The organism is uncultured Wocania sp. (assembly GCF_964021735.1).
In the GTDB taxonomy this organism is placed as follows: domain Bacteria; phylum Bacteroidota; class Bacteroidia; order Flavobacteriales; family Flavobacteriaceae; genus Wocania_A.
In genome coordinates, this window is the sequence record NZ_CAXIBN010000020.1 from 1 (window position 1) to 26,310 (window position 26,310).

23 protein-coding genes are annotated in these 26,310 nt (G+C 32.0%); 12 read left to right on the plus strand and 11 right to left on the minus strand.

Annotation, left to right across the window (positions count from 1 at the left end):
* Positions 1-83: 83 nt before the first annotated feature.
* Positions 84-791 (minus strand): dipeptidase PepE, encoded by a 708-nt coding sequence (pepE, locus tag AADI82_RS03190; RefSeq protein WP_341215024.1) that lies wholly within the window; start codon positions 789-791, stop codon positions 84-86.
* A 117-nt stretch (positions 792-908) separates the two neighbouring features.
* On the opposite strand from pepE, the gene AADI82_RS03195 reads away from it, so the two are divergent.
* From AADI82_RS03195 to AADI82_RS03215, 5 genes are all read left to right on the plus strand, one after another.
* Positions 909-1,706: a hypothetical protein gene (locus AADI82_RS03195; RefSeq protein WP_341215025.1), complete on the plus strand. Its 798-nt coding sequence runs from the start codon at positions 909-911 to the stop codon at positions 1,704-1,706.
* Positions 1,693-2,493: a hypothetical protein gene (locus AADI82_RS03200; RefSeq protein WP_341215026.1), complete on the plus strand. Its 801-nt coding sequence runs from the start codon at positions 1,693-1,695 to the stop codon at positions 2,491-2,493. Before AADI82_RS03195 ends, AADI82_RS03200 begins: the two co-directional genes overlap by 14 nt.
* 71 nt (positions 2,494-2,564) lie before the next feature.
* Positions 2,565-3,068, plus strand: coding sequence for a DUF6702 family protein (locus tag AADI82_RS03205; RefSeq protein ID WP_341215027.1), 504 nt, complete (start codon positions 2,565-2,567; stop codon positions 3,066-3,068).
* A gap of 113 nt (positions 3,069-3,181) precedes the next feature.
* Positions 3,182-5,488 carry a M1 family metallopeptidase gene (locus AADI82_RS03210; protein ID WP_341215028.1) on the plus strand — a complete coding sequence of 769 codons (2,307 nt, stop codon included), beginning with the start codon at positions 3,182-3,184 and terminating at the stop codon, positions 5,486-5,488.
* 72 nt (positions 5,489-5,560) lie between these two features.
* Positions 5,561-5,848: a twin-arginine translocase TatA/TatE family subunit gene (locus AADI82_RS03215; RefSeq protein WP_034041274.1), complete on the plus strand. Its 288-nt coding sequence runs from the start codon at positions 5,561-5,563 to the stop codon at positions 5,846-5,848.
* A gap of 13 nt (positions 5,849-5,861) precedes the next feature.
* Here AADI82_RS03215 and hutI read toward each other — a convergent pair whose 3' ends face one another.
* The 3 genes from hutI to hutH are packed head-to-tail and all read right to left on the minus strand — an operon-like array spanning position 5,862 to position 10,610.
* Positions 5,862-7,109, minus strand: a complete 1,248-nt coding sequence (hutI, locus tag AADI82_RS03220) for an imidazolonepropionase (protein WP_341215029.1) — start codon at positions 7,107-7,109, stop codon at positions 5,862-5,864.
* Complete coding sequence (locus AADI82_RS03225) at positions 7,109-9,106, minus strand: urocanate hydratase (protein ID WP_341215030.1); 1,998 nt, start codon at positions 9,104-9,106, stop codon at positions 7,109-7,111. The genes hutI and AADI82_RS03225 overlap by 1 nt, the downstream gene beginning before the upstream one ends.
* A 13-nt stretch (positions 9,107-9,119) precedes the next feature.
* A complete protein-coding gene (hutH, locus tag AADI82_RS03230; RefSeq protein ID WP_341215031.1) occupies positions 9,120-10,610 on the minus strand; it encodes a histidine ammonia-lyase in 1,491 nt (496 codons plus the stop codon).
* An 83-nt stretch (positions 10,611-10,693) separates the two neighbouring features.
* Between hutH and AADI82_RS03235 the strand changes: the two genes are divergently transcribed.
* From AADI82_RS03235 to AADI82_RS03255, 5 genes are all read left to right on the plus strand, one after another.
* A complete protein-coding gene (locus AADI82_RS03235) occupies positions 10,694-11,575 on the plus strand; it encodes a LysR family transcriptional regulator (protein WP_341215032.1) in 882 nt (293 codons plus the stop codon).
* A 141-nt stretch (positions 11,576-11,716) separates the two neighbouring features.
* The gene (locus AADI82_RS03240) at positions 11,717-12,445 is read left to right on the plus strand and encodes an FKBP-type peptidyl-prolyl cis-trans isomerase (RefSeq protein ID WP_341215033.1); all 729 of its coding nucleotides are present in this window, start codon (positions 11,717-11,719) and stop codon (positions 12,443-12,445) included.
* Positions 12,446-12,577: 132 nt separating this feature from the next.
* Complete coding sequence (era, locus tag AADI82_RS03245; protein ID WP_341215034.1) at positions 12,578-13,459, plus strand: GTPase Era; 882 nt, start codon at positions 12,578-12,580, stop codon at positions 13,457-13,459.
* Positions 13,460-13,639: 180 nt separating this feature from the next.
* The gene (locus tag AADI82_RS03250; RefSeq protein ID WP_341215035.1) at positions 13,640-15,067 is read left to right on the plus strand and encodes a M20/M25/M40 family metallo-hydrolase; all 1,428 of its coding nucleotides are present in this window, start codon (positions 13,640-13,642) and stop codon (positions 15,065-15,067) included.
* Between the two features lie 128 nt (positions 15,068-15,195).
* The gene (locus AADI82_RS03255) at positions 15,196-15,750 is read left to right on the plus strand and encodes a hypothetical protein (protein ID WP_341215036.1); all 555 of its coding nucleotides are present in this window, start codon (positions 15,196-15,198) and stop codon (positions 15,748-15,750) included.
* 58 nt (positions 15,751-15,808) lie between these two features.
* On the opposite strand, the gene AADI82_RS03260 is transcribed toward AADI82_RS03255, so the two are convergent.
* The 5 genes from AADI82_RS03260 to lysA form a co-directional block, all read right to left on the minus strand.
* Positions 15,809-17,224 (minus strand): MBOAT family O-acyltransferase, encoded by a 1,416-nt coding sequence (locus AADI82_RS03260; protein ID WP_341215037.1) that lies wholly within the window; start codon positions 17,222-17,224, stop codon positions 15,809-15,811.
* A gap of 3 nt (positions 17,225-17,227) precedes the next feature.
* Positions 17,228-18,259 (minus strand): hypothetical protein, encoded by a 1,032-nt coding sequence (locus AADI82_RS03265; RefSeq protein WP_341215038.1) that lies wholly within the window; start codon positions 18,257-18,259, stop codon positions 17,228-17,230.
* Positions 18,260-18,346: 87 nt separating this feature from the next.
* A complete protein-coding gene (locus tag AADI82_RS03270; RefSeq protein ID WP_341215039.1) occupies positions 18,347-19,075 on the minus strand; it encodes a hypothetical protein in 729 nt (242 codons plus the stop codon).
* Positions 19,076-19,256: 181 nt separating this feature from the next.
* Positions 19,257-20,189, minus strand: a complete 933-nt coding sequence (locus tag AADI82_RS03275) for a sterol desaturase family protein (RefSeq protein ID WP_341215040.1) — start codon at positions 20,187-20,189, stop codon at positions 19,257-19,259.
* A gap of 151 nt (positions 20,190-20,340) precedes the next feature.
* A complete protein-coding gene (gene lysA, locus AADI82_RS03280; protein WP_341215041.1) occupies positions 20,341-21,576 on the minus strand; it encodes a diaminopimelate decarboxylase in 1,236 nt (411 codons plus the stop codon).
* Between the two features lie 203 nt (positions 21,577-21,779).
* Here lysA and sucC point away from each other — a divergent pair, with 203 nt between their 5' ends.
* A complete protein-coding gene (gene sucC / locus AADI82_RS03285) occupies positions 21,780-22,970 on the plus strand; it encodes an ADP-forming succinate--CoA ligase subunit beta (RefSeq protein ID WP_341215042.1) in 1,191 nt (396 codons plus the stop codon).
* A gap of 62 nt (positions 22,971-23,032) precedes the next feature.
* On the opposite strand, the gene AADI82_RS03290 is transcribed toward sucC, so the two are convergent.
* Positions 23,033-23,293 (minus strand): DUF1456 family protein, encoded by a 261-nt coding sequence (locus AADI82_RS03290; RefSeq protein WP_341215043.1) that lies wholly within the window; start codon positions 23,291-23,293, stop codon positions 23,033-23,035.
* A gap of 365 nt (positions 23,294-23,658) precedes the next feature.
* Between AADI82_RS03290 and AADI82_RS03295 the strand changes: the two genes are divergently transcribed.
* Positions 23,659-24,072 carry a TerB family tellurite resistance protein gene (locus tag AADI82_RS03295; protein WP_341215044.1) on the plus strand — a complete coding sequence of 138 codons (414 nt, stop codon included), beginning with the start codon at positions 23,659-23,661 and terminating at the stop codon, positions 24,070-24,072.
* A gap of 88 nt (positions 24,073-24,160) precedes the next feature.
* Here AADI82_RS03295 and uvrB read toward each other — a convergent pair whose 3' ends face one another.
* A complete protein-coding gene (gene uvrB / locus AADI82_RS03300; protein WP_341215045.1) occupies positions 24,161-26,164 on the minus strand; it encodes an excinuclease ABC subunit UvrB in 2,004 nt (667 codons plus the stop codon).
* Positions 26,165-26,310: the final 146 nt, after the last annotated feature.

Below are 26,310 nucleotides of genomic sequence, written 5' to 3' on the forward strand. Positions count from 1 at the left end.
AGAGCGTCAGCCTTCCAAGCTGAATGTCGCCAGTTCGAACCTGGTCTCCCGCTCTTTAAGCTTCATAGAAATGTGAAGCTTTTTTATTTTAAATAATTTAATTGCGTTCCAGAATTTACTTCGTAAGGTATTTTATTATATTCAAAAATACGAGCGGTTAAATCACCATTTAAAACTATCGAGTTGTCTTTAACACGCAGCCAGCTTCCTTCACGTAAACCAATTACAGGTAGTGTATTGTAACTATGAAATTCTTTAATTCTTGTCTCTCTAGTTTCTCCCATATGTTTGCTGTTCGCATCAGGATCTAAATAATGTGGATTAATATTAAAAGGCACCAACCCTAAAGTATTAAAACTAGGCGGATAAACTATGGGCATATCGTTGGATGTTTTTATAGAAAGTCCGCAAATATTACTACCAGCGCTTGTACCCAAATATGGCGTGCCATTCGTAACCGTTTCTTTTAGAACAGTAATTAAATCATTTTTATATAATTGATTTACTAATACAAACGTATTGCCGCCACCAGTAAAAATAGCTTCCGCATTTTTAACAGCTTCAAAAGGGTTTTTAAAAGTATGAATACCAATTACTTCTTTATCAATTTTAGAAAATGCTGAGGCTGCTTTTGCAGTATATTCATCATGCGATATTCCGCCAGGTCTAGCATACGGAATAAATAAAATCGTTTTTGCTTCTTTAAACAAGCTTGCTAATTCATCTAAAGCATACTCTAAATATTCACTTCCGTGTAGGGTAGAAGTACTAGCAATAATAAGGTTTTTCATAATGTTTTATATATTAGGTAAAAGTAACCAAAAGCACGTTTTAACAAAAGTTTAAAGCGGTTTTTCATTTTATTTAAGATTTCAAATACGTTCTTTATACAATAAAACCAAAATGTATTGAAGCGAATATTACTTTTTCTTATACTTATTTTTTCATGTGCTTCATCGATAGGTCAAAATATTGAACGTGTAGAAGTTAACGGAATTATTTTTTCAGATAATAACGATGTAGAAAATGTAGCAGTTTACAACACATCATCTAATAAAGGCACTATAACAAACAACAAAGGTGAGTTTATAATTAATGTCGCTTTAAATGATATTATTGAAATATCTGCATTACAATTCAAATCTGTTTTAATTACTATTACTAAAGATGTAGTAGACTCTAAATTACTGAAAATTTATTTAAAAGAGTTTGTTAATCAATTAGATGCCGTTTTATTATCATCTGGACTTTCTGGTAATTTAACTGTTGATGTAGTTAATGCTGAAGAATTGCCTAAACTACAACTTGATTTAGGAAATATGAATGCCTTAGAATTTTTTGACGATAAAGCTTTTGATAATAATGGAGCTAGTAGCGAATTAAATAAAATAATTAATAAAGGAGGTCTTTACAATGGAATAGATTTTGCTGGTTTATTGGGGTTAAACAAAATTTTAAAATCAAGAAAGAAAGAAAAATCAGGCTTAATAACCAAAAAGCAAATAGATGTATTAGATATATACTCGCATAAATTTATTAGTGAAACATGTAATATTTTGTTAGAAAATGTAGAGTCATTTATAATGTTTATAGAAGCAGAGGGCATTAAAGATGAATTATACAAACCTGAAAACGAAGTATATTTAATAGACTTTTTAATTAAACAAAGTAAAGAATTTTTGAAATTAGAAGATGCAAAACATTAAATACTTTACTTTTTTTATCCTATTACTTAATTTTCAAATAGTAGTATCTCAATCTGTTGAAATTTACGGAAAAGTAGAAAGTAGTGCTAGTGTTGAGAATATACATGTAATAAACAAAACGTCACAAGTTTTTACAACTACAAATCATGTTGGGGAGTTTAAAATTACAGCGAAATTAAACGATACGTTAGTGTTTTCATCTATTCAGCACGGTTCTAAACAAATAACAATTAGCAGTCGTATCATTTTAAACAAAGCACTAATTGTAAATTTAGAAGAACAAATAAATGAGTTAGATGAAGTTTTAGTAGGTAAGGTATTAACAGGAGATTTGCTTTCAGATATTAAGAATGTTGAGGGCAAACCACCTATTAATTTTTACGATTTGGGAATTCCTGGATATACGGGTAAAGTTGCAACACAAAGCGAAAGACGATTACACGAAGCAGGAGAGTTTAAACCCAAAATGCTTTTAGGAATTTTGGGAGGAGGAATACCTTTAAACCCTATATTAAATGGGATTTCTGGAAGAACAAAAGAGCTTAGAAAACGAGTTGAAATAGAAACAAAAGACGCTTTAATAAAAAGTGTAAGAGTACGATTGGAGAAAGATTTTTTAATTTCTAACCCATTAGAAGAAGATCAAGTTGCAGATTTTTTTTATTTCTGTTCAGACGATGAAAACTTTATTAAGCATTGTAAAAATCAAACCGATTTTAAAATTTTAATTTTTTTAAGAATGAAGTATAAACAGTACATGCAAAACAAAGCTGAAATACAAGATTAATAGTTTAATACTTTCTGGAATACTTTTTGAAACAAGCCATGTAAAATAATTACTTTAGCAAAAAAATAGACATGAGGTTTACAAAGTTTTTTATATTCTTTTTATTAGTTCCGCTATTTGCATTTACAGCGTTGCACAAATATTATGTTAGTGTAACTCAGATAAATTACATAAAAGAGAAAGAATCGGTGCAAATTATATCTAGAATTTTCATTGATGATTTTGAGAATTTATTGCGAAAGCGTTATGACGAAAAAATAACTCTGGCAGGAAAAAACGAATCTAAAACCGTAGATACTTATATAGAGCAATACTTAAACGATAAAATTAAAATTAAAATTAATAATAAAGACATAAGATTTAATTTTATAGGCAAAGAATATGATGCCGATATTATGCGTTGTTACTTAGAAATAGAAGGAGTAAAAGCAATCAATTCCATTCAAATTACAAACCAGTTATTGTTTGATTTATTCGAAGAACAACAAAATATTGTTAAAACAAAAATCAACTCCAAGCAGAAGAGTTATTTATTTACTCTTCAAAATGATAAGGCTTTGTTAAACTTTAATTAAAATAAAGTTAATACTCTTAAAATTTACTATTTTCGAGCAATTTTTATGATAAAAAAACAACCTTTTTATCTAAAAATACAATTCTTTAAATTAAAAATGTTATAAAATTTAAAATGAAAAAAATCATCTATTACCTTCTGTCTATAGTGTTTGTATCTACAAGTGCTTTTGCTCAAAATCAAGACCAGCAAGAACGCAAAAAAGGACACTCAAATACTAATAAGTTTAAGCAATTGTATGATGAGTTCTCAACGCCAAATATGTACAGAGCAGCATCGGGAGCTCCAGGTGTAGCTTATTATCAGCAACAAGCCGATTATAAAATGGATCTTGTTTTAGATGATAAAAACGCTAAATTATCTGGTTTTGAAACTATTACTTATACTAATAATTCTCCAGATGTTTTAAAATATCTTTGGGTACAACTAGATCAAAACCAACGCGCAAAAGATTCTAAATCACCATTAATAGAAACTAGTGGTGTAATACCAGTGTTAACGCCTTCACAATTTACTTCTGCTTACATGAAAAAAACTTTAGATAGAGGTTTTAATATAGAAGAAGTTAAAGATGTTGATGGTAAACCTTTGAAACACATGATTAATAGAACCATGATGCGTGTAGAATTACCAAAAGCTATGAAATCTGGTGATAAATTTTCATTCTCTATTAAATGGTGGTACAATATTAATGATCACGTTGTTGAAGACGGACGCTCAGGTTATGAGTATTTTCCAAAAGATGGAAATAGAGTCTACGTTATCGCACAGTTTTTTCCTAGAATGGCAGTTTATAGTGATGTAGAAGGTTGGCAAAATTCTCAATTCTGGGGACGTGATGAGTTTGCTCTACCATTTGGTGATTACGAAGTAAATATTACAGTACCAGCTGACCATGTTTTGGATGCTACAGGAAAACTTTTAAACAGAAAAGAAGTATTTTCTAAGACAATGATGGAGCGTTATGAGCAAGCAAAAAAGTCGTATAACGAACCTGTAATTATTGTAAATCAAGCTGAGGCTGAAGTTGCAGAAAAAGGTTTTTCAAATCAAACTAAAACTTGGAAATTTAAAGCAGAAAATGTACGTGATTATGGTTTTGCAACATCAAGAAAATTTATTTGGGATATGATGGCTGTTAAAATTGGTGGTAAAGATGTTATGGCAGTATCTATGTATCCTAAGGAAGGAAACCCTTTATGGGAAGACTGGTCTACTAAAGCCGTTGCTAGTACATTAGAATCGTATTCAAGAATGACATTTGATTATCCATATCATAAAGCCATTTCGGTACACGCTAAAAACCAGGGGATGGAATACCCAATGATTTGCTGGAATTTTGGTAGACCAGATGAAGAAGGTAACTATAGCGACCGTACAAAATATGGTATGATGGGAGTTATTATCCACGAGGTTGGCCATAACTTTTTTCCTATGATAGTAAATAGTGATGAGCGTCAATGGACATGGATGGATGAAGGTTTAAATACTTTTGTTCAGTATGTTGCAGAACAAGATTTTGGTAAAAAGCATCCAGAAGCATTGTCTCCACAACACAAGGATTTTCCATCAGATCGTGGTCCAGCACGTATGATTGTATCATATATGGGTGGTAATCAAGACTATATTGCACCAATTATGACTAAAGGACTTAATACCTACCAATTTGGAAATAATGCTTACGGTAAACCTGCTACAGCTTTAAATATTTTAAGAGAAACAGTTATGGGGCGTGAATTATTCGATTATGCATTTAAAGAGTATGCACAGCGTTGGATGTTTAAACATCCAACTCCAGAAGATTTTTTCAGAACCATGGAAGATGCTTCAGCATTCGATTTAGATTGGTTTTGGAGAGGTTGGTTTTATACTACCGATTGGGTTGATATAGGATTGAAAGAAGTTAAAAAATACTATGTTTCATCAGAGCCAAATGCTTATATGAAAAAGCTTATGAAAGAAAGAGGTATTAGCGAAAAACAATTAAGACCATTGGTTTACATGGTTGAAGAAGGTAGTGAAGAGTTTAAAGAGGATATGAAAAACGGAACTCCAAATGAGAACTCAGTACCTCTTAAAGAGTATATTATGGACAATTTTACTCTTGAAGAACAAAAGAATATAAAAGCACCTAAATATTTTTATAATATTACATTTGAAAAACCAGGTGGTTTAGTAATGCCTATTATTGTAGAATATACTTATGCAGATGGTACTTCGAAAACCGAAACCTATCCAGCTCAAATTTGGAGATTTAATGATAATGAGGTTAGTAAAGCAATTGCTTCAGAAAAAGAGATTGTGAGTATTAAAATAGATCCGAATTTAGAAACAGCAGATATTGATACCTCTAACAATTCATGGCCTAAAGAAGTAGGGAAAAGTCAGTTCGATCAATTTAAAGATAAAGTAAAAGGATAAATATTAAAAAAAAGCCAACTTTTAATAGTTGGCTTTTTTTTATTCTAACAAAACACTCACTATATTTGTAATGTGATATATCAACCTACATTTTTGTTTATAAGTGGTGGAGAAATAGCTTTTATACTATTTATTGCTATCATGGTTTTTGGTGCCGATAAGCTACCAGAAATAGCTCGTGGTTTAGGTAAAGGTATGCGTACACTTAAAGATGCTACCAACGATATTAAACACGAAATCACTAAAACAGCCGAAAAAAATGGCATAGATACTAGTATTACTACCGATGTAAAAAAAGAACTTGATAAAGTGAAAGACGATATAGAAGACTTTACAGGTTCTGTAAAACGTAAATTTTAGTCTTTTTTGTTAACTAGTGTTTGTTTGTAATTTGTTCTCCTTTTAAGTATACTTTTTCTATTTGATGGTTTCCAAATGAATAAGGTATAAATCCGTAAGAATTAATAGGTTTTGTAAGAGTGAGATTAGCCAGTTTTCCTTTAGTAATCGAGCCAACTTGTTGTTCTAATCCCATGGCATAAGCACCATTAATAGTAGCTGCATTAATGGCTTCTTCTGGTGTCATTTTCATTTTGATACATGCGGTAGATATTACAAAATTCATATTACCAGATGGAGTCGACCCAGGGTTGTAATCGGTTGCTAAAGCTAGTGGTAAACCTGCATCAATCATTCTTCTAGCTGGAGTGTAAGGAATACTTAAAAAATAGGAGCAGCTTGGTAAAGCCACAGGCATAGTTAATGTGTTTTGAAGCGCAGCAATATCTTCATCTCGCATTTCCTCTAAATGATCTACAGATAGTGCATTATATTTTACGCCAACTTGAACACCACCAATAGCGGTGAATTGATTAACGTGTATTTTAGGAATTAGCCCATGTTTTTTACCTGCTTCTAAAATGAGTTTAGTGTCTTCAACTGAAAAATATCCTGTTTCGCAAAAAATATCAACAAATTCTGCGAGATTTTCTGAAGCAATTTTTGGCATTACTTCTTGTATTAGCATATTAAGGTAGCCCGCTTTATTGTTTTTATAATTAGAAGGTACTGCATGTGCGCCTAAAAAAGTGGCTTTTATTTCAATAGGATAATTTTCTTTTAAGCGTTTAATTACACGAAGCATTTTCAATTCGGCATCAAGAGTTAATCCGTAACCCGATTTAATTTCAACAGCTCCAGTGCCTAACTGAATAATTTCTTCTAAACGGGTTTTGCTTTGGTTGTATAAATCATTTTCAGATGTTTCTTGAAGTTTTTTAGCTGAGTTTAAAATACCTCCCCCATTATTTGCTATAGCTTCATAAGATAATCCATTAATTCTATCAACAAATTCACCTTCTCTATTACCTGCATAAACAATATGGGTATGTGAGTCGCACCACGACGGTAAAATCATTTTTCCTGTTGCATCAACTACCTTGTCAAATTCTGAATTCGGACAATTATCCATATTTCCAAAATTAGAAATCACTCCGTTTTCAACCACTAAAAAGGCATCCTTAATGGTTGGTAAAGTTTTCATTGCTGAACCTGAAACAAAGTTAATTTGCGCTTCACGAACTTGAATAAGTTCTTTTATATTTTTAAATAAAGTAGTCATTAAAATAAGTTGTTTAATAAGTCATCTTCAACTAAATTAGGAAGTGTAACTTTTAAGTTAGGTGTTCGCTCCATTTCTCGTTTTATTGCGAATAAAGCTTCTTCGTTTCGTGCCCAACTTCTGCGTGCAATTCCGTTATTCACATCGTAAAAGAGCATACTTTTTAAACGTGTTTCAGCTTCTTTTGTACCATCTAGTAACATGCCAAAACCACCATTAATAACTTCGCCCCAACCAACGCCACCGCCGTTATGTATAGACACCCAAGTAGCACCTCTAAAGCTATCACCAATAACATTATGTATTGCCATATCTGCGGTAAATTTGCTGCCATCATAAATATTTGAAGTTTCCCTGTATGGAGAATCTGTTCCGCTAACATCATGATGATCTCTGCCTAAAACAACTGGTCCAATTTCACCTTTAGCAATAGCATCATTAAAAGCTTTAGCAATTTTACTACGCCCTTCTGCATCTGCATATAAAATACGTGCTTGAGAACCCACTACCATTTTATTTTTCTTTGCATCTTTTATCCAAGTGATATTATCTTGCATTTGCAATTGGATTTCTTCTGGAGAGTTTTCCATAATATCTTGTAAAACAGAAGCAGCAATGTTATCTGTTTTATCTAAATCTTCTGGTTTTCCAGAGGTACAAACCCAACGAAATGGCCCAAATCCATAATCGAAACACATAGGCCCCAAAATATCTTGAACGTAAGAAGCATATTTAAAGTCGATGCCATTTTTTGCCATAACATCGGCTCCAGCTCTGGATGATTCTAATAAAAAAGCATTACCATAATCGAAAAAATAGGTGCCTTTTGCAGTATGTTTATTTATTGATGTAGCATGACGGCGTAATGTAGCTTGTACTTTTTCTTTAAAGATTTCGGGTTCTTCGCGAATTAATCGATTAGATTCTTCGTAAGAGATATCGGCAGGGTAATAACCACCAGTCCAAGGAATATGCAACGAGGTTTGATCGGATCCAACGTGAACGAAAATATTATCTTCATCAAAACGCTCCCAAACATCCACTATATTTCCAATAAAAGCAATTGAAACGACTTCTTTATTTTTTTGTGCTTGTTTTACTCTGATAGCTAAGTCATCTATATTATCAATTAATACATCAACCCAGCCTTGTTCGTGCCGTTTGGTTGCTGCTTTGGCATTAACTTCGGCACAAACTGTAATACAACCAGCAATGTTTCCTGCTTTTGGTTGTGCACCACTCATACCACCCAATCCGGCAGTTAAAAATATTTTACCAGCGGGAGTTTCATCTTTTTGTAAAATTTTCCTAAAAGCATTCATAACGGTAATAGTTGTGCCGTGTACAATACCCTGTGGACCAATATACATAAACGAACCTGCTGTCATTTGTCCGTATTGAGAAACGCCCAATGCATTAAATTTTTCCCAATCGTCGGGCTGCGAATAATTTGGAATTACCATACCATTAGTTACTACAACTCTTGGGGCATTCTTTGAAGAAGGAAATAAACCCATAGGGTGACCAGAATATAGGTGTAAAGTTTGCTCATCGGTCATGGTTGCTAAATATTGCATAACCAAAAGGTATTGTGCCCAATTTTGGAACACAGCACCGTTGCCCCCATACGTAATTAATTCTTCGGGGTGTTGTGCCACAGCAGGATCTAGGTTGTTTTGAATCATTAGCATAATAGCCGCTGCTTGTGTACATTTTGCTGGATATTCAACTATATCTCTTGCATATATTTTGTAGTTTGGTTTAAAGCGGTACATGTAAATACGACCAAAATCTTGTAATTCTTGGGCAAATTCTAAAGCTAATTCTTCGTGCCATTTTTTAGGAAAGTAGCGTAAAGCATTACGAATAGCAAGTTGTTTTTCGCCTTTAGATAAAATATCTTTTCGTTTTGGTGCTCTATTGGTATTTTTTGGATAGGCGCGTTTTACTGGTAATTCAGTTGGAATACCTTGTAATATGTGTTCTTTAAAAGTCATAATTTAGAATGTATTAATGTACAATAAAAACTTGATTTTTCACCATTGTTATTAAGGTGTTGATGTCGTCTTTTAAAACACGATCATCTTCTAGTTTAGTAACTTTACTTCTTATAATTTTGAAATTTTCTTCAATTATTTTTGAAAATGTATTCGGTCTTCTAAACTCCATAGCTTGCGCCGCATACATTAATTCAATAGCTAAAATCTTTTCAACATTTCCTAAAATCTGATTAAATTGGCGTCCCGATATGCTGCCCATAGACACATGATCTTCTTGTCCTAAAGATGTTGGAATACTATCTGCCGATGGTGGAAAACACAACGATTTATTCTCGGTTACCAATGCTGCTGTAGTATATTGCGGAATCATAAAACCTGAGTTTAAACCACCAGCTTTGGTTAATAAACGCGGTAATCCGTATTTGCCTTCTAATAATAAATAGCACCGTCGGTCTGCAATATTGCCTAATTCTGAAGCTGCAATAGAAGTGTAATCTAAAGCCATGGCCAATGGTTGTCCATGAAAATTTCCTCCAGAAATGGCTTCAGTTTCACTTAATACAATAGGATTGTCGGTTACCGAATTCATTTCAATTTCTGCCAATTCATTCAAATGATAATAGGCATTTCTTGAAGCACCGTGAACCTGTGGCATGCAGCGAATAGAATACGGATCTTGCACACGTTCGCATTCAAAATGATTTTCAACATTTTGAGAATCTTTCAATAACATTCTTATGCGTTCGGCGACTTTTAAATTACCTTTAAACGGACGAATTTTATGCAAGGCTTCTTTAAATGGTGAAGCACTGCCTTGAAAACCTTCTAAACTCATAACACCAGAAACATCTGCTAAATCAAGTAGATATTCCATTTTTTTTAACCCAACAATAGTGTGCGCTAAAATAAATTGTGTGCCATTAATTAGTCCTAAACCCTCTTTAGCTTCCAATTTCATTGGTTTTAAACCGTGTTGTTCCAAAACTTTTTTTGCAGGTTCGATAGCATCACCAATCCAAAATTCACCTTCGCCTAATAATGGTAAAAATAAATGAGATAAGGGTGCTAAATCTCCAGAAGCTCCAACCGAGCCTTGTTCTGGGACTATAGGTAACAGATTGTTTTCAATAAAATATAAAATGCGTTCAATCAATTCTAAGCGCACTCCAGAAAATCCTTGGCATAATGCATGCACTTTGCAAATCATCATGATTTTTGATAGTTCTTTATCAATCGGATTTCCAACACCAACTGCATGGGTGATTAATAAGTTTTCTTGCAGTTTACTGGTTTGCTTGGGTGTAATTTGAACATCGCACAAAGGACCAAAACCTGTATTAATGCCATAAACCGCTTTGTTAGAACTGGCTATGGTTTCAACTTTTTGTCGACAATCGTTTACTTTGTTTTTAACTTCTTTAGTAATTACTGCTTTTAAAGTACCGTTTGCAATGGCAATAGCTTTATTAACTGTAAGATGCTCTATTCCGTATTTAAACATATTTTTTGTGTAATGGATATATTGACAAAGTTATTCTTATTTTTGATGCTTATTAATATTAATAATGTGATTAATTAATAACTATGAAGCATCAATTGGAGTTAAGGCATCTTAAATATTTTATTACTGTTGCCGAAGATTTGCATTTTAGAAAAGCGGCAGAACGCTTGTTTATTTCTCAACCAGGGTTGAGCAGACAAATAAAACAAATGGAAGACGATTTGGGAATTAAATTGTTTGAACGGCATAACAGAAAGGTGGAATTAACAAAAGCAGGATATTACCTAAAAACTGAAATCACACAAAATTTAAAGGATTTAGACCGCATTTTTAATCAAGCAAAATTGTTAAACGATGGGATTGGTGGCGATTTAAAATTTGGTTATGTGGGCTCTGCAATGCAAAAAATCATACCAAATTTACTCTTGAAATTTAGAACAGAAAATCCAAATGCTCAATTTAGTTTAAAAGAGTTAGATAATCAAAAGCAAATAAATAGTTTACTCTCTCATGATATTGATATTGGTTTTGTAAGGTTAGAACGCGTACCAAGAGATCTAGAAATAAAACCTGTTTTAAAAGAGAATTTTTGTTTGGTTTTACCTGAAAATCACCCAATAAACACAAGTAACTTTAAAAACTTTAAGCAATTTAAAAACGATGCTTTCATTCTATTCGATTCTAAATATAGTACATCTTATTTCGAAAAAGTGATGCAAATTTTTGATGATAATGGTTTTACTCCAATTATTGCACACAATACCATTCATGCAAGTTCTATATATAAACTGGTTGAAAATAATTTCGGTATTTCTATTGTTCCAAAATCGCTTCAAACTCAAAATATAAAAGGGATTAAGTTTATAGAACTTAAAAATATTTCACAAAAAACAGTATTATCTGTAGTTTGGAATAAAAAGAATAGAAACCCCATTTTGGAAAAGTTTTTAAATCATATTGATTAAAAACTTGCTTTGTATACTGTTATAAAATTCCATACTTTTGGCATCAAATAGAAAATAAACTATAAAGAATGGAATGTCTAATTAAATTCTATTATTAAAAGACATTACGAACAACAATTAAAAACAAATAAAAATAATTAGATGAAAACAATTAAACTTTTAAGTATTGCTTTAGTGGGAACTGTGTTATTTTCTTGTAATAAAAGTGGAGTAACTAATAAAGCACTAAACACTCAACTTGATTCTGTGAGTTATGCTATTGGAATGGATGTAGCAAGAAATATAAAAACAAATGCTTCTGAAATAGATAAAGATATTTTTATTCAGGGTTTAGTTAATGTATTAGACTCTACTTCAATGTTAATTGAGGAAGAAAAAGCAAGAGAAGTTATAAATGTTTACTTCAAATCAAAACAAGAAGAAGCAAGAGCAAAGCAGCAAGCTGAAGCTTTAAAGAAAGTTGAAGAGCAGTTTAACGATAACAAAGTTGCTGGTGAAAACTTTTTAGAAGAAAACAAAACAAAAGAAGGTGTGCAAACTACAGCTTCAGGTTTACAATACATTGTTTTAAAAGAAGGAACTGGAGAAAAGCCAGAAGCGGCTTCTAAAGTAAAAGTACATTATCATGGAACTAATATCGATGGTGAAGTTTTTGATAGTTCAGTAGATAGAGGTACTCCATCAGAATTTTTAGTAAATCAAGTTATTAAAGGATGGACAGAAGGTTTACAATTAATGCCAGTAGGTTCAAAATATAAATTCTTTATTCCACAAGAATTGTCTTATGGTGCTTTTCCACGTCAAGGAGGTAAAATTAAACCATTTGATGCTTTAATTTTTGAGGTTGAATTATTAGAAATAATTAAGTAGTTTATTTAAAAGTTACTTAATATTTAATTTAAACAGGAAGCTTGCTTCCTGTTTTTTTGTTTTAAAAGGATAGAATAGTGCAATAAACAAATCAAGATTGTAACTTTGCATACTTCTAAAAATAAAGAATCTATGAGCCATAAAGCAGGTTTTGTAAATATTATTGGTAACCCAAATGTGGGAAAATCTACATTAATGAATGCCTTTATTGGTGAAAAATTATCGATTATCACATCAAAAGCTCAAACTACGCGTCACCGGATTTTAGGTATTGTAAACGGCGACGATTTTCAAGTGTTATTTAGCGATACGCCAGGGATTATAAAACCGGCTTACGAGTTGCAACAATCTATGATGGGGTTTGTTAAATCTGCTTTTGAAGATGCCGATGTTTTACTTTATATGGTTGAAATTGGTGAGCAAGAGTTAAAAGATGAAGCTTTTTTTAATAAAATTAAAAATTCTAAAATCCCAGTTTTATTACTGTTAAATAAGATTGATAAATCAGATCAACAACAATTAGAAACTCAAGTGCAACTTTGGACAGAAAAAGTACCCAATGCTGAAATTATCGCTATTTCTGCTTTAGAAGGTTTTAATGTAAAAGAAGTATTTAATCGTATTATAGAATTGCTTCCAGAATCGCCAGCATTTTATCCAAAAGATCAGTTAACCGATAAGCCTGAGCGATTCTTTATAAATGAAAGTATTCGCGAGAAAATTTTAATGCATTACAAAAAGGAAATTCCGTATGCTGTAGAAATTGAAACCGAGGAGTTTTTTGAAGAAGAAAATATTATACGCATTCGCTCTGTAATTATGGTAGAGCGAGAGACTCAAAAAGGTATTATTATTGGGCATAAAGGCTCTGCTTTAAAACGAGTTGGTATAGAAGCTAGAAAAGATTTAGAGAAATTCTTTGGTAAGCAAATTCATTTAGAATTGTTCGTAAAAGTTAATAAAAACTGGCGTAGTAACCAAAATCAATTAAAGCGTTTTGGGTATAATAATTAATGTGAGTTCGACATAAATAGGATTAAATTTAAATAAAGCTAAAAACTTAATTTTTTGTCAAGAGCGTAGTCGAAGGACATTAATCGTTAACACACTTGCTGCATGTAATTAACACAAATTTATGTTTCAAGGTAACAATCAGTTTTCAATAAGTAGTATATTTAAATCAAAAATTTTTATATGATTTATTTAAGACCTTTCATTTTAATTTTAGCCATATTATTATCAATTCAATCAAACTCTCAAACAGACGAGCAAGTTTTAAGAGAAATTTATACCCAATCTTTAACAAACGGTAAAAGTTATGATTGGTTAAATCATCTTTCAAACCAAATAGGAGGAAGGTTGTCAGGCTCTTTAAATGCCGAAAAAGCAGTAGCTTATACCAAAGAGGAACTAGAAAAATTAGGATTGGATAAAGTTTGGTTACAACCCGTTATGGTGCCAAAATGGGTTCGTGGCGCAAAAGAATATGCCTATATCGAAACAAAATCAAAAGGTTTCGAAACAGCAAAAACTACCACCGTTAATATTTGTGCATTAGGTGGTTCTGTGGCAACAAATCCACTAGGTATAAAAGCAAATATTGTTGAGGTTAAAACTTTTGAAGAATTAAAAGCTTTAGGCGAAGAAAAAATTAAAGGAAAAATAGTATTCTATAACAGACCTATGCAACCCGAATTGATTAGCACATTTGAAGCCTATGGAGGTTGTGTAAATCAGCGTTATTCTGGAGCAGTTGAGGCCTCAAAATACGGTGCAGTTGGTGTTATTGTACGCTCAATGAATTTAAGGTTAGACGATTTGCCACACACAGGGGCTATGAGTTACGGCGATTTACCTAACGAAAAACGAATTCCTTCTGCGGCAATAAGTACGAATGATGCTGAATTGTTAAGTACGATGCTTGAATTAGATAAATCCATAAATTTTTATTTTAAGCAAAGTTGTAAACAACTAAAGGACGTGTTATCGTATAATGTTATTGGTGAAATTACTGGTAGTGAATTCCCTAACGAATATATGATAGTTGGTGGACATTTAGATTCGTGGGATTTAGGAGATGGCTCGCATGATGACGGAGCAGGAGTGGTACAGTCTATGGACGTTTTAAGATTATTAAAAGAATCAGGAATTAAGCCAAAGCGAAGTATTAGAGTCGTGCTATTTATGAATGAAGAAAACGGGTTACGTGGTGGCAATAAATATGCTGAAGTTGCCAAACAAAAAGGAGAAAACCATGTGTTTGCTCTTGAAAGTGACTCTGGCGGGTTTACACCTCGTGGTTTTAGTTTCGATTGTAGTGATGCCAATTTTAATCAAGTATTAAGCTGGAAATATTTATTTAAACCCTATTTGATTCATTATTTTGAAAAGGGCTATGGAGGCGCAGATATTGGTCCTTTAAAAACCGATGCTGTCGTGTTAGCTGGTTTGCGTCCAGATTCTCAGCGTTATTTTGATCATCATCATGCAAGTAATGACACATTTGAACATGTTAATAAACGTGAGTTAGAATTAGGAGCTGCTACTATGACTTCGTTAATATATTTATTTGATAAATATGGAGTAAATCCTATTCCTAATCAAAAAACAATAAAAAACTAAAGACCTAGATTTTAAAGAAAAGGAAAAAGCAATGCTTTATATATCTGCTAATGGTTATATGTTCTCGTTAATTAATAAAGGTTGCGAAAAAAGTTACGATTATGTAATGACCTTAAAACCTAAATAAAATGAAAAAAATAACTTTATTATTAGCTTTGTTGTTGTCCATATTTACTATGGCACAAAGTGAAGAAAAATTGCCTTATTACGAAATTCCAGAACATCCAGAAACTTATACAGCTGGAACTGTTGCAGCCAGAATGGTTGATGGTTTAGGATTTAGATACTATTGGGCAACTGAAGGATTAAGACCAGAAGATTTAAATTATAAACCTAGTGAAAGTGGACGAACAAGCGCAGAAACAATCGATCATATTTTTGGTTTATCTAATTTTATTCTGAATTCTATTTCTAGCGAAGAAAGAAAAAAGGATGCTACCGATTTATCTTTTGATGAAAAAAGAAAACAGACTTTGTTGAATATTGAAAAGGCCTCAAATATTTTAAGAGCGTCAGATGATATTTCTAAATATGATAACGATAGATTTCCGTTTTGGAATATAATAAACGGTCCAATTGCAGATGCACTTTGGCATTGCGGACAAGTGGTTATGCTTCGTCGTGCTTCTGGAAACCCGTTTAATTCTAAAGTGAGTGTTTTTAGTGGTAAGTTAAGAGATTAGGTTTGAATAATATTAATTTTTAGCAAACCTAATCTCTTAAAACATTTTAATAAGCTTTTTAAAATTGAAAATAAATAAATTGTTCTCCACTACCTTGTGCGATGCATATTAGGAAAAATATGATTGCCCAAAAAATTCCTAAAACAATAGGTGACGTTTTTTGAGAGGCTTCTTTCATTGATGTATTTCTCATAATCCAATGGCATAAAAATAGAATTCCAATTACTACACTAACTTTAATGATATCGAATGAAGAAAGAATCTTTTCTCCATCTGTCTGTAAGTAGAACATCGACTTTATCATATTCCAAGCCGTATCAAATTCTCTAGCTCTAAAAAATACCCAAGTAATATTTACACAACTAAAGGTAATAAACGCTAAAAACAATCCATTCCATTTAGTTATTTTAAAGGGTAAATACTTTTTCTGTAATTTTTCTAATATAAGGTAAGCACCATGTAACCCTCCCCAAACAATAAACGTCCAAGCAGCACCATGCCATAATCCGCCTAATAACATAGTTAACATTAAGGCTACATACATTTTGGTAATTCCATGTCTATTTCCACCTAAAGGAATATATAAATAGTCTTTTAACCAACTTGATAGAGAAATATGCCAGCGTTTCCAGAATTCTGAAAAGCCTAACGAAGCGTAAGGGTATCTAAAGTTATCTGGTAAAATTATACCTAGCATTAAAGCAATTCCAATAGCACAAGTAGAATAGCCTGCAAAATCAAAAAATATTTGTCCAGAAAATGCAATGGTTCCAACCCAAGCATCAATACCATGAAGAATTTTTCCTGAGCCAAAAATAGCATCTGAGGTATCAGCTAATAGTGTGTCTGCCATAACAACTTTTTGAAAAAGTCCAATAGTTAAAAGAAATACACCCCAAATAAATTGATTTGCTGTAGCTTTTTTTTCTTCATAAAATTGAGTAATTAAATCTTTAGCTCTAACAATTGGGCCAGCAACTAATTGTGGAAAGAATGTAACGTACAATGCAAAATCTAAAAATGTTCTTGCTGGTTTAATTTTGCCTTTATACATATCTATAGTGTACGACATAGTTTGAAAGGTGTAAAAAGAAATACCCATTGGCAAAATAATATCCATAGGTTGAGCCGTAAACTCAATGCCAATACTATTTAATAATAGAACAAAGTTTTCTAAAAGAAAATCACCATATTTAAAAAATGCTAAAAAACCAAGATTAACAAACATGCTAAGCAGTAACCAGAACTTTCTTTTTCTTTGATTTACTTCTGCCGCTAATTTGTTTCCAGCGGTCCAATCTACTATTGTAGATATCCATAACAAAATAACTAAAGGCGGATTCCACAAACCGTAGAATATATAACTCGATAATAAAAGCATACGTTTTTTACCGGTCCAATTAAATATTTTAGAATAATATAGTACAAGTACTATAATTAAAAACACTACAAAACTTAATGAATTGAATAACATAGCTTAATTGGTTTTTTGGTTAGGTAAAACGTTGTCTTCAATCATGATTTTTGCAAGTTCAGTAGTAAAGAATTTGGCATCTTTAGAAGATAGATGTGACCATTCTGGGCATATAAGACCTTTAAACTGCTCGTAATCTTCGTAATGATAACCTTTTGCGTTGGTTTGCCTTAATAATTCGTTCCAAACTTTTTCTCTAGGTAACATATGTGCTTCTCCAGCTCTAAAAGGACCAGAAGAAGGGCATCTTAGAAAAATAAGATTTCCACCTTTTTTTATAAATGCTTTCGCATCGTTAACCAGAAATTTCATTGTAGGTTCTACATCTGGCGGCGGAGAAACTTTCATAATAAACTCCCAAAAGTTTGTAACTTTTCGGGTAAAGGTAGTGTCGGTAACTGTTCTGTCTAGCATTAATGTATTTCTATCCTCAACCGTATTTTGAAAGTTTACTAAGTGAACAGGACTAGGTACACGTTCACCAACTTTAATTCGTCTTAGGAGCGACTTTAAATCTATATCATCCATATATAACTCTTCATCTGCTGACATTAAAACAAAGTTCTTTTGAAGAGGAAGTGATAATTTATGATTTAAACGTTGCGCATAGGTACGATTATAAAAATAATCAACTTTACTTTGAGGACGGTCCCAAGGCATTGCTTTTGGATATAAAGTAGAAAATGTTAAAACTGTTGTAACACCCAAAATTATGGTTCCTTTAAAGTCTGTATTATTAACAATATCATGAAAAACGGGTAGAGGAGATGATCCAGGAATAGCTAATTGAACAGGTCTAATTCCAGTTTCTGCTTCAAATTCATTCAATTGAATATCGAATAAAACTCTTGATGAACCGAGTAAGAGTATGTCTTTATCTGTTGAAGTATTTACTTTAGCTCTTTGGTTAGCCCAAAGTCCTTTGTCATCATTAAGATTTGGTGTGTATCCCTGAGAACGCCAATAGCTTTCCCAGGCAAATAACCCTATAATGCTTGCAGATAGGGCTATAATGAGAGATGTTTTTAATTGCATGTGAGTGTTTTTAGTGGTAAGTTAGAGAGTAAATTAACCTATAAAAAAGCCCAATTATTATTGGGCTTTTTTTATTTAGCTTTAAAATTAGTTAGATAACTCTTTGTTAAGGGTATAAATATAGGCCCAATCATTATCAACACAAGCTCTAAACTTTGCTCTTAATTCATCTGTTTTCTTTTTACCATTAGCTTTTTCGTAAACTTTCCAAACACCATCTCTTTCAACATCTAATTCAGCAAAGTTTTTGAAAGGAATACCAACAAAATAATCTGAAACTTCTGGAGCTCCACCTATTGTACTATACCATGTTCCTCTTCCATCTCCTTCAGCGTTTTTAATTGCCTTGCTAGTTTCCGAAATTACATGATTAAAATCAGTTGAATTATTAACCTGTACATTATATACCCAAACTAAGCCAGTGTCTTCTGGCATGGGCGAACTTCTACTTAGCTTAGGCAAAGAGCGCGCTAAGTTGTAATGAATACTTTTAACATGCGGCATAATTAAATTAACAACAATCATTCTGCATTCTTTTCCAGCATCATCTCCTTTTTCATCCATTTCAGCCCAATTAGCCATAACACTTGTCATGGTATAAACACTACCTTCACCTTGAAGTCGTTTCCACATATTCCACTTATCTTCTCCATTGTTTTCTAAATAACATTCTTTCCATGCTTTTACGCCTTGAATAAATTGAGCATTATGACCGGGTTTTACTGTAATCTCAGATAGATTTAGTAAAATAGATTCATTTTGTTGCGCCACCAATAGCATTGGTAATAATAGCAATAAATACAATGATTTTTTCATAATTCTGGTTGGTTTTTGTTAATATAATGCGTGTTAGAACTATTCTAACAGGTTTACAAAAATGATAAGGGGTAAGTGGTATTAAGCTAATTAAAATAGTGAAAACTAAGGGAGAGTAAGTTTACACAAAATATTTGTAGCTAAATGTAGTGATATTAATAATAAGAGAAATTAACATTTGTTAATTTCTCTTATTATTAATTTTAGATAGTTTTTGTTGTTGCTTTATAGTAAGGGTGCTTCCGTCATGGCTCCAACCAGGAGCAGCAAATGCATACATAAATTTATGATACCAGTTTTTAGACTTTTTCATGTCGTTCCAGATATCTTTATATTCATGTGTTAAAATTACTAATGGATTATAGGAGTTAGGTGGGTGAGAAACACCATATTTTATATCTATAGTCTCGTCAAGTTCTTTCCAAGTGCCAAAAAGTCTATCAAAAATATTTAGAAAACCACCATGATTTTTATCCATGTATTCTATATTTTGTGCATGATGTACCTGATGCATGGTATGGGTGTTAAATACTCTTTCAACAATCCCCAGTTTTGGTATAAAAGCAGAATGTAGTTGAAATTGCCATAAAGCTTCAATGCCTAAGCATACAACAAGCATTTCTGGAGGAAAACCAAGAGCAGGAATCCACATATAAAAAAAGGGTTTATAAAAAATAGTAAACCAACCGTTTCTTACTGCGGTACCTAAATTAAATTTATTTGAAGAATGGTGTACAATATGAGCAGCCCAAAGTAAACGTACATTATGGTTTTGTCTGTGAAACCAATAGTAACTAAAATCATCTAGCAATTGACAAATAAGCCATATGTACCATGCATAACCAAAAGATTTCCAACCCATAATGTTAGTACGAATACCATCTATTTCTGGATTAAAAACATCGTAAACATAATTAAATAGAACAATGGCTGCAATAGTTTTAGTAAGAGGAGCAATAATGGTTGAGCCTATACCCATTGTAAGACTAGCTGATAAATCTTTCCAATTATATAAATCTTTTTTTTTGTTATTATGTTTGCTATATGCTAATTCTAGGAGGATAAGACCAAGAAAACATGGAACACCATAAACTAATGGGTTAGTGAAATTCATTAAAATATTGTCATTTGCTCAAAAATAGGTCGATTTTTTATTCTTACTTTAGTTTTTAGTTAGAGTTTTTAAAAATAAAACCCTGTATCTATTTTAACGGACAGATACAGGGTTGATTATATATTATTATTTATTTTGTTAGAGTTGTCTTTTATTTAATCAATTCTTTTTCTTTTTTAGTTGAGAAATCAACTTCTACCTGATTTTTCAAAATATCATCAAAAGTTTCTCTTTTTCGTATTAAATGTGCTTTGTTATTGTACCATAAAACTTCTGCTGGACGATAACGTGAATTGTAGTTACTCGCCATAGAAAAGCAGTATGCACCTGCATTTTTAAAGCATAATATATCGCCTTCATTTATTTCATTAATACGACGATTGTTTCCAAAAGTATCCGTTTCACAAATGTAACCTACAACCGTATAAAAACGCTCGCGTCCATCAGGATTAGATAGGTTTATTATATCATGATGCGACCCATAAAACATGGGGCGAATTAAATGATTAAACCCAGAGTCAACTTGAGCAAAAACCGTTGAAGTTGTTTGTTTTACTGCGTTTACGGTTGTTAGAAATCTACCAGATTCACTCACTAAAAATTTTCCAGGTTCGAAAGCTAAGGTTAATTCTTTTCCATAGTCTTTACAAAATTGATTGAATTTAGAAGATAGTTTTTTTCCTAATTCTTCAATATTGGTTTCTATATCTCCAACCTTATAAGGTACTTTAAAACCAGATCCAAAATCTATAAAGTCTAAATTTTTAAATGCTTTTGCGGTTTCAAAAAGTATTTCACTGGCATATAAAAACACATCAATATCTAAAATATCACTACCTGTATGCATATGAATGCCATTAATAGTCATTTTGGTATTTTCTACAATACGCAATAAATGTGGAATTTGATGGATTGAAATACCAAACTTAGAATCGATATGTCCCACAGAAATATTACTATTCCCTCCAGCCATAACATGAGGGTTGATACGTATACAAACAGGAATATTTGGATGCTTTGTGCCAAATTGCTCTAAAATAGCTAGGTTATCAATATTTATTTGAACTCCTAGTTTTGCTGCTTCTTCAATTTCTGCTAACGACACGCCATTAGGTGTGAAAATTATTTCTTCAGGCGAAAAACCAGCAGCTAATCCAAGTTGTAATTCTTGAATTGAAACTGTATCAATCCCAGATCCTAAACGTTTAAATAATTTTAATATAGAAATATTTGATAAAGCTTTTACAGCATAATTTAACTTTAAAGTCTTAACACTTTTAAAAGCATTGGTTAAACGATTATATTGAGCTGTAATTTTTTCAGCATCATAAACGTAAACAGGACTTCCATATTCTTTAGCTATATTTAGCAACTGGTTATTAGTCATAAGTGCAATATTATTTTTTTCAAAGATATTTTATTATTTTCAAAAAAAAATTAATAATTATAAAATTAATGAAATTAAACAAAATGTTTATTATTTAACAATTAATAAATTTGTAACTTTAATTTTCTTCATTCTTAAATAAAATATTAGTGTAATTAATAGCTATTATTTACATTTGCGCATCTTAAACTATTAAGCAAGTTATGAATTTACACGAATATCAAGGTAAAGAAATATTAAGCACTTTTGGAGTACGCATACAACGCGGTATTGTAGCTCAAAATGCACAAGAAGCTGTTGCTGCTGCAAAGCAATTAACACAAGAAACTGGTACGAGTTGGCATGTAATTAAGGCCCAGGTTCATGCTGGTGGACGTGGTAAGGGCGGTGGTGTAAAGCTTGCTAAAAACTTGCAAGAGGTTGAAACCATTGCGGGACAAATTATTGGGATGAATTTAATTACACCTCAAACATCTGCAGAAGGAAAGAAAGTACACCAAGTTTTAATAGCTGAAGATGTGTATTACCCAGGCGAAACCGAAACCAATGAATTTTATATGTCGGTATTATTAAATCGTGGTACGGGGCGTAATATGATTATGTATTCTACTGAAGGTGGAATGGATATTGAAACAGTAGCTGAAGAAACACCTCATTTAATATTTACAGAAGAAGTTGATCCGTCTGTTGGTTTAATGCCGTTTCAAGCAAGACGTGTTGCTTTTAATTTAGGATTGTCTGGATTGGCATTTAAAGAAATGACAAAGTTTGTTACTAATCTTTATACGGCTTATGTAAAATCGGATTCGTCTCTGTTCGAAATAAACCCAGTTTTAAAAACAAGCGATAATAAAATAATGGCTGTTGATGCTAAGGTTACCATTGATGATAATGCCTTATACAGACATAAAAATTACGTTGATTTACGCGATATACGTGAAGAAAGTGCTATTGAAGTTGAAGCTGGAGAACTAGGTTTGAATTATGTAGATTTAGATGGCAATGTTGGTTGTATGGTAAACGGTGCTGGACTAGCAATGGCAACTATGGATTTAATAAAGCAAGCAGGTGGAGAGCCAGCAAACTTTTTAGATGTAGGTGGTACTGCCGATGCAGCTCGTGTTGAAGCTGCTTTTAAAATTATATTAAAAGACCCAGCTGTAAAAGCTATATTAATTAATATTTTTGGAGGTATAGTACGTTGCGATCGTGTGGCTCAAGGTGTTATTGATGCTTATAAGAATATGGGGAATATTAATGTGCCTATTATTGTACGTTTACAAGGAACAAACGCAGACATTGCAAAAGAGTTAATTGATAATTCTGGTTTAGATGTAATGAGTGCTACCGAATTTCAAGAAGCTGCAGATAAAGTACAGCAAGTATTAGGTTAATTTAAACAATGTCTCTCTAAGCATAGTCGAATAATCTTAATAAATAAAAAAAGAGCAATGATTTAATCATTGCTCTTTTTTTGTGTTATGTTTTCTTTTTTTTTTGGCATTGGCCCTCTTAAATGAATAACCAAACCGTTCAAAAAATTTCGTAAAATTTGATCACCACATTCCATATATTTTGGATGATCTTCTTTTCTGAAAAAAGCTCCTAGCTCACTTTTAGAAATTCTAAAATCAACTAAACTTAAAATTTTTATAATATCATCATCCCTTAATTTTAATGCTACACGTAATTTTTTTAAAACATCGTTATTTGTCATATCTGTTATATTCTTTTTTGGCTTGTATTTCGTCGATTCTAATTAAAACCCAATACTTTCTTAGCGTTTTTAAACTTTTGTAAAGATACCTAAATATTGTTTTTTAATGATAGTATTTGAAAAACGAAATAAAACATCGTATTTCATTGTAATTCAGTTGTTTATTTTAATTTTTTATTATGAAAACTGCATAGGGAAAAATGATGAAATGCAATTTTATTAGGTAAACAAAAGACTGCTATTGATGAAGTAAATAAAAATCACGACCAAATACGTTCCATTTTTCGATAAGTTACATTATATCTACGATTATTAAATAACTGTTCTGTGTAACTTTATATTGTAATTAATTTATCCCTTTAAACATGGTTAATAGAGTAGAAAAATTGAGTCTTTTATCTGAGATGATTGCTTTTGCAAAATATGATAAAGACATAAAAAATATAGAATATAACTTTTTGTTAGGTGTTGCAAAACAGCTTGAAATATCTCGAGAAGATTTCGAATATTTAATTGAACACCCTGTTACTTATACACATTTAAAATCTCATAGTGAGCGTATTGTTCAGTTTCACAGATTAGTTTTATTAATGAATATTGAGCAGAAGTATGGTGAAGAAAATAACTCTGCTGGAGTTATAAAGCTTTATAATTTTGGACTTCGAATGGGGTTAAGTCACGAATCAATAACTAAGGTTTTATATTTAATGGAAAGTTTTCCAAATAAAATTGTGCCACCAGATGTTTTAATAGATATTTTTAAAACACAGTATAATTAATCCATTTATCTAACAAGTATTTTCTTTTTAAGAAGAGTTTGAAGTGTTAATTTTTAAAGAGCTTGTTAGATATAGAAAAGCTAAAAGTTTATACTTTTAGCTTTTCTAGTTTATTTTGGTAATTTTTAATCTCGTCTCTTAACTTTGCAGCTACAATAAAGTCTAGTGCTTTTGCAGCTTCTTCCATAAGTTTTCGCTTATCTCGAATTTTCTTTTCCAATTCTGGTTTGCTTAAATATTCGCTTTCTGGTTCAGCAGCTTTTGCAGCTTCCAACTCATAACCATACGTGCTTACTGAGTTTTTTGACAATGCATTATCCAAACTTTTGTTTAATGCTTTTGGTACTAGATTATGTTTAGTATTGTACGCCATTTGTTTTTCTCGTCTGTATTCAGTTTCATCAATAGTTTTTTGCATGCTTTTGGTAATTTTATCAGCATACATAATGGCTTTCCCATTAAGGTTTCTTGCGGCTCTACCAACGGTTTGTGTTAGTGATCGCGCCGAACGTAAAAATCCTTCTTTATCAGCATCTAAAATTGCTACGAGCGATACTTCGGGTAAATCTAAACCTTCTCTAAGTAAGTTTACACCAACTAAAACATCAAATAAGCCTTTACGTAAATCTTGCATAATTTCAACACGTTCTAAAGTATCCACATCACTATGAATGTAACGGCAGCGTATTTGAATTCTATCTAAATATTTAGTCAATTCTTCTGCCATTCGTTTAGTAAGTGTAGTTACCAAGGTGCGTTCGTCTTTTTCAACACGTTGCTGAATTTCTTCAATTAAATCATCAATCTGATTTAAACTTGGGCGTACTTCAATAATAGGATCTAATAAACCTGTTGGACGAATTACTTGTTCTACGTAAATACCATCTGTTTTTTGCAATTCATAATCGGCTGGTGTAGCACTTACATAAATAACTTGATTTTGAATGGCTTCAAATTCTTCAAATTTTAAGGGACGATTATCCATTGCTGCTGGCAATCTAAAACCATATTCTACCAAATTTTCTTTTCTACTTCTGTCACCTCCATACATGGCATGTACTTGTGAAATAGTAACGTGACTTTCATCTACAATCATTAAATAATCATCTGGAAAATAATCTAACAAACAGAAAGGGCGCGTTCCAGGTAAACGTCTATCTAAATAGCGTGAGTAGTTTTCAATACCAGAGCAATATCCTAATTCGCGTATCATTTCTAAATCGAATTCGGTACGCTCTTTTAATCGTTTAGCTTCTAAATGTTTACCTATTTCTTTGAAATAATCATGTTGCTTTACTAAATCATCTTGAATGTCTTTAATAGCACCTTGTAAAACATCTGGTGAGGTTACAAACATGTTTGCAGGATAAATAGTCAGTTGATCATATTTTTCTATAACCTCATTGGTTTGAATATTAAAGGATTCTATATCTTCAATTTCATCTCCAAAAAAATGAATTCTGAAAGCATCATCGGCGTAACTTGGAAATATATCAACGGTATCGCCTTTAATTCTGAAGTTTCCGTGCTTAAAATCGGCTTCGGTACGCGAATATAAACTTTGTACTAATTGATGTAATAATTTTGTTCTGGAAATGACTTGATCTCGTTTTAAGGCGACAACATTTTTTTGAAATTCAACTGGATTCCCAATACCATAAATACAAGAAACGGAAGCTACAACTAGTACATCTCTTCTGCCAGAAAGTAGAGAAGAAGTGGCGCTCAAACGCATTTTTTCAATTTCTTCATTTATCGATAAATCTTTTTCTATATAAACTCCAGAAACAGGAATATAAGCTTCGGGTTGATAGTAGTCGTAATACGATACAAAATACTCGACCGCATTATTTGGAAAAAACTGTTTAAACTCTGAATATAATTGAGCTGCAAGTGTTTTGTTGTGTGCTAAAACTAAGGTTGGTCGTTGCACTTCTTCAATAACATTCGCTACCGTAAAGGTTTTGCCAGAACCTGTAACACCAAGTAGAGTTTGATATTTTTCATCAGTATTTATACCATTAACTAATTGCTTTATAGCTTGAGGCTGATCGCCCGTGGGGTTAAATTCTGAATTGATTTTGAACTGCATTTTGCAAAATTAAGCAAAATAAACGGGTTATCGTTTTAAAGTGAAATGCCCCATAAATTGTCGTCCATCTTGAAGAAAGACCTTAAACCAATAATCATCGGTATTTAATAATTTACCATTAAAAGTACCATCCCAACCATCAGACT